Source organism: Rathayibacter sp. VKM Ac-2926 (genome assembly GCF_022815565.1).
Classification (GTDB): domain Bacteria; phylum Actinomycetota; class Actinomycetes; order Actinomycetales; family Microbacteriaceae; genus Rathayibacter; species Rathayibacter festucae.
This window is the reverse complement of the sequence record NZ_JALGRS010000002.1, coordinates 153,739-165,788: the sequence shown is the minus strand read 5'-3', so window position 1 is coordinate 165,788 and position 12,050 is coordinate 153,739. Positions and strand designations below refer to the sequence as shown.

Sequence of the window (12,050 nt, the reverse complement as noted above, 5' to 3'; positions counted from 1 at the left end):
CGGCGGGACCAGCAGAAAGTGTCGAATCGGGACGAGCGGCGCCCGTGATCCGGCACGAACGGTCGTCCGCCGGCGCGGAGGACGACCGTTCGTGACGGATCGGCGGGGGCAGCGCGGGTCAGTGCTGCGGGTCGCCGCCGAGCTGGCCGATGGGGGGCAGGGGGCCGCCGTCGTCGGCGCCGGTGCGGCGCCAGCGGGCGACGGCGTTGCCGAGGTGGTAGATCACGAGGGCCGCGGCTGCGCCGAGGACGATGCCGCCGAGCTCGAAGCCGCCGGAGCTGAAGGAGAAGCCGGCGATCGCGATCACGAGGGAGACGGCGGCCGTGTACTGGTTGACCGGGCGGGAGAAGTCGACGCGGTTGTCGATCCAGATCTTGATGCCGATCACGCCGATGAGGCCGTAGAGCGCGGTGGTCGCGCCGCCGAGGACGCCGGCCGGGATCGAGTTGAACACCGCGCCGACCTTGGGCGAGAGGCTGAGCAGCACGGCGGTGACGCCGGCGACCCAGTAGGCGGCGGTGGAGTAGACGCGGGTCGCGGCCATCACGCCGATGTTCTCGCCGTAGGTGGTGGTGCCCGAGCCGCCGAACGCGCCGGAGACGGTGGTCGCGATGCCGTCCGCGATCAGGGCACGGCCGGTGTGCTGGTTGACCGAGGAGTCGGTCATCGTGGCGACGCCGCGCACGTGGCCGACGTTCTCGGCGATGAGCACGAGCACGACGGGCAGGAACATCGCGATGCCGGACCACGTGGATCCGGACGCGAAGTCGGGGAAGCTGAACGGCGGCAGGCCGACCCAGGCGGCGTCGGCGACGGCGGAGTAGTCGATCTCCTGGCGGATCAGCGCGACGACGTAGCCGATGACGACGCCGACGAAGATCGAGACGCGGCCGAGGAAGCCGCGGAAGAAGACGCTGCCGAGGATGATCGCGGCGAGCGTGACCGTCGCGGTGACCGGCGCCTGCTGGAAGCTCGACCAGGCGGTCGGGGCGAGGTTGAAGCCGATCAGCGCCACGATGGCGCCGGAGACGACCGGGGGCATCAGGCGGTCGATCCAGCCGAGTCCGGCGAACTGCACGACGAAGCCGACGAGCGCGAGCAGCACGCCCACGGCGACGACTCCGGCGAGCGCCGATCCCGTGCCGCCGACCGCCGTCGCCGCGGTGACCGGGGCGATGAAGGCGAAGCTCGAGCCGAGGTAGCTGGGCAGCTTGTTGCGGGTGATCAGGAGGAACAGCAGCGTGCCGACGCCCGAGAAGAGCAGGGTCGTGGCGACGGGGAAGCCGGTGAGCACGGGCACGAGGAAGGTCGCGCCGAACATGGCGACGACGTGCTGGATGCCGATCGCGACGGTCGCGGGCCAGTTGAGCCGCTCGGCGGGGCCGACGACGGCTCCGGGCGCGACGGTGCGGCCGTCGCCGTGCAGGGACCAGATGGGCATGGGGCTCCTCGGCGGAAGGGGGATGGGGGCGCTTCAGAGTAGCGAGGCGGCGGGGCGGGCGACGGCGGCGGTCCGGCGGACCTCCGGCACGCGGAATCGGCTCCGGCACGCGGGAAGCCGCCGGAACCACGAGCGGGAGCTCGAATCACGAGCCAGAGGTACGCGCGGCGACCGGTGGCGCAGCTCCGGCACGCGGAATCGGCTTCGGCACGCGGGAAGCCCGCAGAACCGCGAGCCGGAACCGAAACCGCGAGCCGAAGGTGGGCGGGGCGGGCGGAGGCGCACCTCCGGCACGCGGAAACCGCTCCGGCACGCGGGAAGCCCGCAAAACCGCGAGCCGAAGCCGGAACCGCGAGCCGAAGGTGGGCGGGGCGGGCGGAGGCGCACCTCCGGCACGCGGAATCGGCTCCGGCACGCCGGGATCCGGCAGAACGACGTGCCGGAGCCGGAATCGCGTGCCGGAGGTGCGCCGAGCAGACGGGCGCCCGCGCTCGCCGTGACGCAGCCGGGAGCAGGGTCGGCGCGCCGGTGAAAGAACGGCGGGCGTGCCGGACAGGAGGGAGCATGAGGCACATGCCAGCTCCCCTCGCGGGTCCCGACCGCTTCGCCGCGCTCGCCGGCGTGGTCGCCGACCCCGTCCGCCGCTACCTCTGGCGCCGCACCGACGAGGCCACGGCCGACGACGTGCTCGCCGCCACCCTCGCCGTGCTCTGGCGCCGCGTCGCGGACGTGCCGGAGGACGACCCGATCGCGTGGTCGATCGGCGTCGCCCGGCTGCAGCTGCAGAACGCGCGCCGGATGCAGCGGCGCCAGGTCCTGCTCACGCACCGCATCGCCGTCGTCGACCCGCCGCAGGAGGTGCGCGACCCGGACGGGCCGTCCGCCACCGACGACACCGTGCGCTTCGTGCTCTCGCGGTTGCGCGAGTCCGACGCCGAGCTGCTGCGGCTGTGGTCGTGGGAGGAGCTCGACGCCCGCGGGATCGGCGAGGTCCTCGGGATCACGCCGAACGCCGCGTCGATCCGGCTGCACCGCGCCCGCCAGCGCTTCGCGGAGCTCTACGAGAGCCGCGCCGCCCAGGACCCGACGACCTCAGAAGGAGGAGCACGATGACCGCGATCGAGGACTCGGAGCTGCGCCGGCTGGTGCGCTCGACCGACCCGGCGGAGGGGCTCGCCCCGCTCACCCGCGCGCAGCTCGCCGAGCACCGGGAGCGGGCGATGGGCGGGCAGGCGACGGGCGGGCCTGGCACCGAGCCCGACCCCGCCGACTCCGACCCCGCCGCCGTCCGCCGCCGCCGCTCCCCCTGGCTCATCGTCGGGGTCGGCGCGCTCGCGGTCGGCGCCGCCGCGTCGCTCCTGCTCCCCTTCGCCCTCGGCGTCACCACCGGCGGCTCCGCCTCCGCGCTGCGGCTGCCCGCGACCGGCGGGCCGATGGACCAGTGCGCCCCGGTCACCGCCGAGGCGCTCGCGCCGTCGCAGCTCGCCTTCCGCGCCGAGGTCGCCTCGATCGACGACGGCACCGTCACCCTGCGCGTGATCGACCGGTTCGCCGGCGACGTCGGTGACGCGGTGACGGTGACCCAGGCGGCGGAGTTGGCCGTCGACGGGGCCCCGATCGTCTTCGAGCGCGGCATCGACTACCTGATCGCCGCCGACGGCGACACGATCCTCACCTGCGGGCTGAGCGCGGCCGACTCCCCCGAGCTGACGAGCGTGTACCGGGAGGCGTTCGCGCAGCGGTAGTCGCCGGCCTCAGGCGAACAGCCCGAGCACCCACCCGAGCACCAGCGGGCCGAACGCCACGGCGAGCACCCCGAGCCCCAGCACGAAGCCGACGAGGCTCACGCGCGCGCCGCGGAGCGTCTCGTCCGCGCGCAGCCGGTTCCGGGCGCCGAGCGCCAGCACGATCGCGACGACGGCGAGCGCCGACGCGAGCAGCGGGACGCCGACCAGCAGCGCGCCGAGCACCGCGACGCCCGCGCTCGCGAGCGCGCGGGAGTCGACCGGTCGCGGAGTCGTGCGGGTCTGCTCGGTCATGCTCCGAGCCTGGCACAGGGCGGCGGACCGGGGTGAGCCACCCGCCCGGTCGCACGCGCACCCCCTCGGTGGCAAGGGGCTCTGCAAACGCCAGGAGCGCGGCGGAGGGTGGGAACACCGACGATCCTTCTGGAGACAATGGTGTACTTCCACGTTCAACGACTCATCACCGACATCGAGCAGGACGAGCCGGATCCGGCCGCCGCGAACGCGCTGCAGGAGGGCCTCGGCGGGCAGTTCGGCGAGATGCGCACGATGATGCAGTACCTCTTCCAGGCGATGAACTTCCGCACCGAACTCTCGGCGAACGAGCAGGCCCCCGAGGGCGTGCCGTCGACGATCGCGCCGGAGCGCTTCGAGGAGTTCTCGCCCGGGCTGGACCCCGAGCTGCTCAAGCTCATCCAGACCACGGCCGAGATGGAGCTGGACGAGATCACCTCGTTCTACGGCCCCACCGCGAAGTAGCACGACCCCTCCGGTCCCGCGCGGTCGCTTCCGCGCGGGACCGGTCCGTTCCCAGGAGACAGGCCCATGCCGACGTTCCGGCTCCTCGAACCCCGCCGCCCGGCGGGTGTCCCTCTGCACGAGCTCGGCGACGCGTCCGCGCTGATCGGCGACGGCGACGTCCTGATCCGCAGCGTCACCCTCGCGCACCGCGAGATCTCCCCCGGCGCGCTCTTCGCCGCACTGCCCGGCCGGCGCCGGCACGGGGCGGACTTCGCCGACGAGGCCGCCGCGGCCGGAGCGGTCGCCGTCCTCACCGACGAGGCCGGGCTCGCGGCCGCGCGGGCGAGCGGCCTGCCGGTGCTGGTGTCCGCGGATCCCCGGGCCGCCCTCGGCGCGATCGCCGCCCGCGTCTACGGCACCGACCGCGACCGTCCCCAGCTGCTCGGCGTCACCGGCACCAACGGCAAGACCAGCACCGTGCACCTGCTCGACGCGGTGCTGCGCCGGCTCGGCGTGCCCTCCGGCCTCAGCTCGACCGCGGACCGCCGCAGCCGCGACACCGTCGTCGCCAGCCGCCTGACCTCGCCCGAGGCGCCCGAGCTGCACGCGCTCCTCGCCCGGATGCGCGAGGACGGCGTCGAGTCCGCCGCGATCGAGGTCAGCGCGCAGGCGCTCATCCGCTCGCGGGTCGACGGCCTCGTCTTCGACGTCGCCGGCTTCACCAACCTCAGCCACGACCACCTGGACGACTTCGGCGACCTCGGCGCCTACCTCCGAGCGAAGCAGCGGCTCTTCCGCCCCGACCGCAGCCGGCGCGGCGTCGTCGTCGTCGACACTCCGGAGGGGCGGACGGTCGCCGCGGAGGCGGAGGTGCCGGTCGTCACCGTCGGCTCCACCGCCGAGGCGGACTGGCGCGTGGACGTCCTCGCGCTGAGCGCCGACGCGACCCGGTTCCGCCTGACCGCGCCCGACGGCTGGGGCGTGACCACCTCCGTCCCGCTGATCGGCCGGCACATGGCCTCGAACGCGGCGCTGGCCCTGGTGATGCTGATCCAGGCGGGCCACGACCGCGACGCGCTCGCCCGCGCCGTCGCCGACGGCATCGACGTCGCCGTCCCCGGCCGCACCCTGCTCGTCTCCGGCGAGGCCGGGCCGCGGCTCTACGTCGACTTCTCGCACACCCCCGACTCCGTCGCCCGGACCGTCGACGCCCTCCGCGAGGTCACGCCGGGCCGGGTGCTGGTGATCCTCGGCGCGGACGGCGACCGCGACCCGAGCAAGCGCGCGCCGATGGGCCGCGCCGCCGCCGAGCGGGCCGACCTGCTGATCGTCACCGACCACCACCCGCGCTTCGAGGACCCGGCGCGGATCCGCCGGGCGCTGCTCGACGGCGCCCGCGACGGCCGCTGCGAGGTGCAGGAGATCGCCGAGCCCGCGCAGGCCGTGCGCGCCGCCGTCGGCCGGGCCGGGGCGGACGACTCGATCCTCTGGGTCGGCCCGGGCGCCACCGACTACCGCGTGGTGCTGGATCAGGACCTGCCGTACTCGCCGCGCGCCGATGCGGCGCTCGCTCTGGCGGAGGCGGGCTGGGCGGTCTGAGCCGCCGGCTCCCACGGCCCCGTGCTTGACTGGCCGGGTCGTCGCGACCGGAGGGGGTGCAGGTGTTCTCCTCCCTCCCCGTGCGCCGAGTGCAGAAGCACCCCTCCGCGCTCGAGTCCGTCGTCTGGCCCGCGACCCTGCCGCCGGTGCGCCAGGTGCTCGACGAGGGCTGGGACCTCGGCCCCGTCTCGGTGATCACCGGTGAGAACGGCTCCGGCAAGTCGACGCTGCTCGAGGCGATCGCGCTCGCCTACGGGCTGAACGCCGAGGGCGGCTCGACCGGCGCGATGCACTCGACCCGCGTCTCGGAGTCGGACCTCTCCCAGCAGCTGCAGCTCGTGCGCGGGGCGGGCGCCTCGAAGCGCGGCTTCTTCCTCCGCGCGGAGACGATGCACGGCTTCTTCACCTACCTCGAGGACATCGGCCTCGGCGATGCGGATTACCACGAGCGCTCCCACGGCGAGTCGTTCCTCGACATCGTCGTGAACCGCTCCCGGATCCGCGGGCTCTGGCTGCTCGACGAGCCGGAGTCGGCGCTCTCGGTCTCGGGCTGCCTCGCGCTGATCGGGCAGCTGCGGTCGCTGGTGGCGGGCGGCTCGCAGGTGATCCTCTCGACGCACTCGCCGGTGCTGGCGGCGCTGCCGGGCGCGGACCTCTACGAGCTCGGCGAGTGGGGCCTCCGCCGCTCGGAGTACGACGATCTGGACCTCGTGCGCACCTGGCGCGGCTTCCTCGGCGACCCGCAGCGGTACCTCCGGCACCTGGACTGACCGGGGCCGCGCACAACATCAGCTGAGAAGGGTGGGCCTCCTCTGTGGGGGGGAGGGACCCCCTTCTCAGCTGATGTTGTGCAGCGCTCACCGGCAGGCCGGCGCGGTCAGGCCGTTGAAGGCGAAGCTCTCGCCGGGATGGGCGGGCCGGATCGACGCGCGCAGGTGCTCGAAGGCGGCCTGCGTCGTCGCGCCCGCTCCGGGCGTCGCCGCGCACTGCAGCGACGACGAGGCGAAGGAGTCGACGACGGGCCCGGAGCCGTCGGCCGCCTCCGCCGCGATCTCGGCGCCGATCGCGTAGCCGCTCCCCCGGTCGGTCATCGCCGTCATCGTGCCGAGCACGCGCGGCCAGACGACGGAGTCGCGGAGCGAGCGCGGGGTGGACCCCCCCGGCGACCCCGTCAGCGCGACGTTCAGCACCGCGCCGTTCAGGTGCACCGTCGACTGCCGGACCCCCGAGAAGGAGCCGTCGATCTCGCGGGCGAGGCGCACGATCTCGTCGGCCGGGCGCTCCTCCTGCACGCGGATCGAGGCGGCGCCGCGCGACTCGGTCGCGGGCTGCTCGATCGTCCAGTCGAGGTCGCCCTCCGTGAGGGCGGAGCGCTGCTCGAGGAGGAGATCGAGCGCGTCGAGTGCGGTCGCCGCACTGGTCGGGGCGAGGACGATCGCGAGGACGGGGTAGCTCTCGACCGTCCGCACAGAGAGGCTCCCGTCGATGCCGCGGCGCAGGGCGTCCCAGGCGTCGACCGGTGCCGTGCGCTCCCGCGGGTCCGCGATCGACAGGACGTCGTCGCCGACCCGCAGCACCAGCTCGCTCGAGCGCCGCCCCGCCGGAGCCGCGCCGAGCGCCGCGTCGATCGCCTCGGACGCCGTGGCCGCGACGGCGACGAGGCGCTCCGCCGGACAGTTTTCCCGGGCGGTGACCTCGACGTCGAAGACCGCCTGCTCACCGCGCACGAGGAGCGGCGCCGGCCGCCAGTCCGCCCTCGCGCTCTCGACGCAGTCGTCCGCCGACAGCGCCAGCTCGAGTCCCTCCGCAGGCCCCGTGCCGGTCGCGACGACCGCGATCGTCAGAAGTACCGCCGCGCCCGTGAGCGCTCGTCCCCGTCGTCCCACGCCGTTCCCCCGTCTTCGCTTGCTGCCGTGTATCGAAGGCGAGAGTATCGATTTTCGATAGGAATCACATGTCTTTCGATATGCTGGCCTCTCGACACGCACCCCTTCCGACCCAGGAGCCCCGCATGCCCCGACCCGTCCTCCTCGCGCTCCGCACCCTCCTGCTGGTGCTGCTGCTCGGCTGCGTGCTCGTGCAGCTCGCCGTCGGCCCGGTCGCCCGGGAGGCGCTCGACGGCGGGCCGGTCGACGCGGTGCTCGTCGCCGTCGTGGTTGCCGGGCTGCTCTGCGTCGAGGCCGTGCTGATCGCGGTCTGGCGGCTGCTCAGCCTGGTCCGCGACGACACGCTCTTCGCGGGCGACCACCGCTCCGACCTCTGGGTCGACCTCGCGATCGGCGCGTTCGTCGCCGGCGCGGTGCTGGCCGTCGTCGGCGCCGTCGCCTCGCTCGCCGCGGCACCCGCGCCCCTGCCGGCCCTCGCCTTCGGGCTGGTCGCCGTGGCGAGCGCGACGACCGCGCTGATCGTCGTGGTGATGCGGCGCCTCCTGCACCTCGCGGTGGCGCAGCGCAGCGAGCTCGCCGAGGTCGTCTGATGGCGATCGTCCTGCACCTCGACGTCGAGCTCGCCAAGCGCAAGATGTCGGTCACCGATCTGGCCGCCGCGGTCGGCATCACCACCGCGAACATCTCGATCCTCAAGAACGGCCGCGCCAAGGCCGTCCGCTTCTCCACCCTCGACGCGATCTGCGCGGTCCTCGACTGCCAGCCCGGCGACATCCTCAGTCGCGTCCCCGACGAGGAGGGGAGCAGCACCGCGCTCGTCGGTGACGCCTCCCGCTGAGAGCGCTCCCTCGGCACCCCGCGAAGGGGGACACGGCGCGCGCTCGATCGTCTCCGCGCCGAAACAGGCGTGCAACATCCGGCTCCGAGACTGGGGAGGCTCCAAGCCCCCTCCCACTCGATCCGAAGGTTGTCGCTTGTCCACCACCCCCTCGTTCCGGAGGGTCGTCCGACTCTCCGCCGCCACCGCCCTGTGCACCGGACTCGCACTCGGCACCGCCCTCGCCGCCCCCGCGGCGCTCGGCGCGACCACTCCCCCCGTCGACGCGGCCGCCCCCGCGGTCGTCGACCTCAGCATCACCGACGCCCTGGCGCTCCTGCAGTCCGGCGCGACGACGTCCGTCGCCCTGACCCAGCGCTACCTCGACCGCATCGCGGCCTACGACGACCCCTACGGCGACCAGCCCGGACTCGCCGCGGTCATCCTGGCCAACCCGGACGCGCTGGCCACCGCGGCCGAGCTCGACGCCGAGCGCGCGGCCGGCACGATCCGCGGGCCGCTGCACGGCATCCCGATCCTGGTGAAAGACAACTACGCCACGTTCGACATGCCCACCACCGCGGGCAGCGCCTCGCTGCACACGTACCAGACGAAGCTCGACTCGACGGCCGTGCAGCGCCTGCGCGACGCCGGCGCGATCATCCTCGCGAAGACCAACATGGCGGAGTTCGCCTGGCACGGCACCTACACGCTCAGCTCCGAGCGCGGCCGCACCAACAACCCCTACAACCAGGCCAACAGCGCCAGCGGCTCGAGCGGAGGCACCGGCGCGGCCGTCGCCGCCGGCTACGCCCCGGCGGGTCTCGGCACCGACACCTGCGGCTCGATCGTCGGACCGAGCGCGCACCAGAGCCTCGTCGGCTACCGGCCGACCATGGGCCTGACCAGCGTCACGGGCATCGTCCCGCTGTCGCCGCGCCAGGACGTCTCGGGCCCGATGACGACGACCGTCACCGACGCGGCCCTCCTGATGGAGGTGCTGGCCGGCTACGACCCGACCGACCCGCTGACCGTCATCGCGGATCAGCAGGACAGCTCCACCTATGTCGAGGGGCTCAGCGACACCGCGCTCGAGGGCAAGCGCATCGGCTACGTGCGCTGGGACTACGAGGAGGACCCGGCCCGCCCGGGCCTCGCCGAGACCACCGGGCTCGTCGACCAGGCGGTCCTCGACCTCGCCGCGCAGGGCGCCGAGATCGTCCCGGTGCCGACCTTCACCCGCGAGTTCGTGGCGAACACGCTGGTGAGCGGCGGCTACCTCGACCTGCGCCCGGGCATCGACGCGTTCTTCGCGGACACCGAGGCCACCTGGCCCGAGGGCCTCGCGGGTCTCACGGAGCCGGCCGACGCGCTGACCTTCTCGGACGTCATGGCGGACGGGAAGACCTCGCTGCTGCCCGACGACGTCGCGTTCTTCAACAGCAACGCGGACATCCCGAACCCCGCGTACGACGCGGCGATCGCGGCCCAGGACGCGGGCAAGCTGGCGATGGACCAGTTCTTCATCGACAACGACCTCGACGCCCTGGCCATGCCGACCAGCGCGACGGCGGCGACCCCCGACTGGGCGGGCACGACGTTCTGCGACGTCGGCGCGAACACCGGAGTCCCGACGGTCTCGCTGCCGGCCGGCTTCACTTCGACCGGAACCGCCGCCGGCCTCGAGCTGGCCGCCCCGCGCAGCCAGGACGCGGCACTCCTCGCGATGTCGTACGACTACGAGCAGGCGACGCTGAATCGCGTCGCCCCGGCATCGACCCCGGAGCTGGCCGCCGCGCCGACCCCGGAGCCGACGGCCTCGCCGACCGCGCCGCCGGTCGAGCCGACCGCGGAGCCCACCGCGGCGCCGACGGCGGAGCCCACCGTGGCGCCCACCGTCGCGCCGACCGCTGAGCCGACCGCGACGGCTGGGCCCGTCGCTCCGGCGCCGACCGCGACGCCGAAGCCCACGGCGAAGCCCGGTGCCGCTCTCGCGCACACCGGCGCCGAGGGCACGACCGGCCTCGCCGCGCTGGCCTTCGCCCTCATCGCCGGCGGCGCGGGAGCACTCGCGCTGACCGCGACGCGCAGGCGCACCGCCCAGAAGTAACCACCGCACGGCAGGCGGGGTCGGCGGAGTTCCGCCGGCCCCGCTTCCGCGTGCCCGGCCGCACAACATCAGCTGGGAGCACGTCTCATCGCCGATGAGCGATGAGGCCCACTCTCAGCTGATGTTGCGGAGAGCTTCCGCGGCTCGGGCGGCGCCCCATGCTGATCGAGTAGCCCGCCCTGCGGGCGTATCGAGATCCACCACCGCCAGAAGTCGAGTCAGCAGACCCCGCACCCTCAGGCGGCCACCGCGACCGGCTCGCTCCGCGCCCGCGGCGCCCAGCCGACGGCGATCGCCGCGACGGCGAACGAGAGCTGCCCGACCCACGGCAGCACCGCGGACACGACCGACGCGTCACCGCCGCTGGTCGCGAACGAGTCGGCGATGGACATCCCGATGCCGAAGCCCGTGAAGAAGCGGAAGAAGATCGCCGCGCCGACCAGCGAGAGCATCACGATCACGAGCCGCCGCGGCGTCAGGGCGTCGCCCGCGCGGTGCACGGCGAGCGCCGCCACGAACAGCGCGGGCACCGTCCAGAAGGCGGCCCAGATCGCGGTCGCGACGAGCGTCCCCGTGATCGAGAACCCGTCGCGCTCGGCCAGCAGCCGGTAGATCGTGGCGAGATCGGTGCCCGGCACCTTGGTGAGCGGGTTCCAGACCAGCAGGTCGACCCCGCCGACCACGACCACGGCGACGACGAGCGCCGCCCCGCCCAGCGCGATCGGCGCCCGCCGCGCCCGCGACGCGGTCCGGTGCTCCCACGCGATCGGCCGCGTCCCGCCGATCACCGCGACACCGGTCGCCAGCCCCGCGCTCGACACCAGGAAGCCCAGGAGCGGCAGCCACCACGGCGCCCCCGGCACCAGCACGCCGCCCGCCACCATCGCCGGCCCCGCGATCGCCGCGAGCAGCGACACCCGCGCCGTCCGGGTCTCGGCGGCGCGCGCGGCCCCCGCCATATGCGCGGCGCCGACCAGCCCGACGACGAGCGCCAGCCCGATCAGGACCCGACCCGTCGCCTGCATCACCGTGAGCACCCCCGCGGAGACCCCCTCCGGCACGACTCCTCCGCCGGTCAGGTACCCGCCGATCAGGATCACCGCGGCCGCCGTCAGCAGCCCGAGCCCGCGCCGCGCCAGCCGCCGCGGCCGCAGGAACCGCGGCTCCCCCGAGTGCACCGGCAGCCCGCGGTCGAGGGTCGCGCTGAGCACGAGCGCGCCGAGCACGACGTCGCGGCGCCGCAGCCCCGCCTCCTCCGCGCCCGCGACGTCGGCCCGCCACTCCTCGAGGTAGCGCTCGCGAGCGAGCGGCGGGAGCAGAAGGGCCAGGAGTCGCAGCAGCAGGTCGATCACGCGCGGGCCTCCGCCCCGGAGAGCCGGACCGGCCGGACCGCGGCGGCCTCGAACCGTGCGACGGCGTTCGTCGCCGCCTGCGCCCCCTCGCTCGTCAGCTCGTACAGCCGGCGCCGCGGACCGCTGCGCTCCGTGTCCGCCTCCCACGCCGACGACACCCAGCCGGCCCCCTCGAGTCGCTCCAGGATCGGGTACACACTGCCCGCCGGACGCCCGGTGCCCTTGATGACGAGCATCCCCCAGGTCGGCCCGGAGGCGTCGAGGAGCGCGCGGAGCACGTCCGCGGTCGCGGCGGTCATACGGCTGAGCGGAGTCATGCGCCGAGGCTACCTATGTAGAGATAGGACGGTCAACCGCGC

Annotated in this window: 12 protein-coding genes and 1 pseudogene; 8 read left to right on the top strand and 5 right to left on the bottom strand. The window is 74.4% G+C overall.

Going from position 1 to position 12,050, the window contains the following annotated elements:
* Window positions 1-118: 118 nt before the first annotated feature.
* On the bottom strand, window positions 119-1,441 hold the full coding sequence (locus tag MT351_RS03290; protein ID WP_123446681.1) for a uracil-xanthine permease family protein: 1,323 nt from the start codon (window positions 1,439-1,441) through the stop codon (window positions 119-121).
* Window positions 1,442-2,014: 573 nt separating this feature from the next.
* Here MT351_RS03290 and MT351_RS03285 point away from each other — a divergent pair.
* Together MT351_RS03285 and MT351_RS03280 are read left to right on the top strand one after the other, a co-directional pair.
* Window positions 2,015-2,554, top strand: a complete 540-nt coding sequence (locus tag MT351_RS03285; RefSeq protein ID WP_243581246.1) for an RNA polymerase sigma factor — start codon at window positions 2,015-2,017, stop codon at window positions 2,552-2,554.
* The gene (locus MT351_RS03280; protein ID WP_243581245.1) at window positions 2,551-3,186 is read left to right on the top strand and encodes a hypothetical protein; all 636 of its coding nucleotides are present in this window, start codon (window positions 2,551-2,553) and stop codon (window positions 3,184-3,186) included. The genes MT351_RS03285 and MT351_RS03280 overlap by 4 nt, the downstream gene beginning before the upstream one ends.
* A gap of 9 nt (window positions 3,187-3,195) precedes the next feature.
* Here the strand turns inward: MT351_RS03280 and MT351_RS03275 are convergent, their stop codons facing one another.
* A complete protein-coding gene (locus MT351_RS03275) occupies window positions 3,196-3,480 on the bottom strand; it encodes a hypothetical protein (protein WP_132437903.1) in 285 nt (94 codons plus the stop codon).
* A 141-nt stretch (window positions 3,481-3,621) separates the two neighbouring features.
* Between MT351_RS03275 and MT351_RS03270 the strand changes: the two are divergent.
* The 3 genes and pseudogenes from MT351_RS03270 to MT351_RS03260 form a co-directional block, all read left to right on the top strand.
* A pseudogene (locus MT351_RS03270) lies at window positions 3,622-3,771 on the top strand (manganese catalase family protein); the annotation flags it as partial.
* Between the two features lie 240 nt (window positions 3,772-4,011).
* Entirely contained in the window at window positions 4,012-5,526 is a 1,515-nt protein-coding gene (locus MT351_RS03265; protein ID WP_243581244.1) for a Mur ligase family protein, read from the top strand.
* Window positions 5,527-5,582: 56 nt separating this feature from the next.
* Window positions 5,583-6,296 (top strand): AAA family ATPase, encoded by a 714-nt coding sequence (locus MT351_RS03260; protein WP_243581243.1) that lies wholly within the window; start codon window positions 5,583-5,585, stop codon window positions 6,294-6,296.
* Window positions 6,297-6,383: 87 nt separating this feature from the next.
* Here the strand turns inward: MT351_RS03260 and MT351_RS03255 are convergent, their stop codons facing one another.
* Complete coding sequence (locus MT351_RS03255) at window positions 6,384-7,412, bottom strand: hypothetical protein (protein WP_132437906.1); 1,029 nt, start codon at window positions 7,410-7,412, stop codon at window positions 6,384-6,386.
* 125 nt (window positions 7,413-7,537) lie between these two features.
* On the opposite strand from MT351_RS03255, the gene MT351_RS03250 reads away from it, so the two are divergent.
* The 3 genes from MT351_RS03250 (at window position 7,538) to MT351_RS03240 (ending at window position 10,339) form a co-directional block, all read left to right on the top strand.
* The gene (locus MT351_RS03250) at window positions 7,538-8,002 is read left to right on the top strand and encodes a DUF2975 domain-containing protein (protein WP_243581242.1); all 465 of its coding nucleotides are present in this window, start codon (window positions 7,538-7,540) and stop codon (window positions 8,000-8,002) included.
* Window positions 8,002-8,250, top strand: a complete 249-nt coding sequence (locus MT351_RS03245; protein WP_173251434.1) for a helix-turn-helix transcriptional regulator — start codon at window positions 8,002-8,004, stop codon at window positions 8,248-8,250. The genes MT351_RS03250 and MT351_RS03245 overlap by 1 nt, the downstream gene beginning before the upstream one ends.
* A 136-nt stretch (window positions 8,251-8,386) precedes the next feature.
* Complete coding sequence (locus tag MT351_RS03240; protein WP_243581241.1) at window positions 8,387-10,339, top strand: amidase; 1,953 nt, start codon at window positions 8,387-8,389, stop codon at window positions 10,337-10,339.
* Window positions 10,340-10,575: 236 nt separating this feature from the next.
* On the opposite strand, the gene MT351_RS03235 is transcribed toward MT351_RS03240, so the two are convergent.
* Window positions 10,576-11,691: a hypothetical protein gene (locus tag MT351_RS03235; RefSeq protein WP_243581240.1), complete on the bottom strand. Its 1,116-nt coding sequence runs from the start codon at window positions 11,689-11,691 to the stop codon at window positions 10,576-10,578.
* Entirely contained in the window at window positions 11,688-12,008 is a 321-nt protein-coding gene (locus MT351_RS03230) for a PadR family transcriptional regulator (RefSeq protein ID WP_243581239.1), read from the bottom strand. Before MT351_RS03230 ends, MT351_RS03235 begins: the two co-directional genes overlap by 4 nt.
* Window positions 12,009-12,050 lie beyond the last annotated feature (42 nt).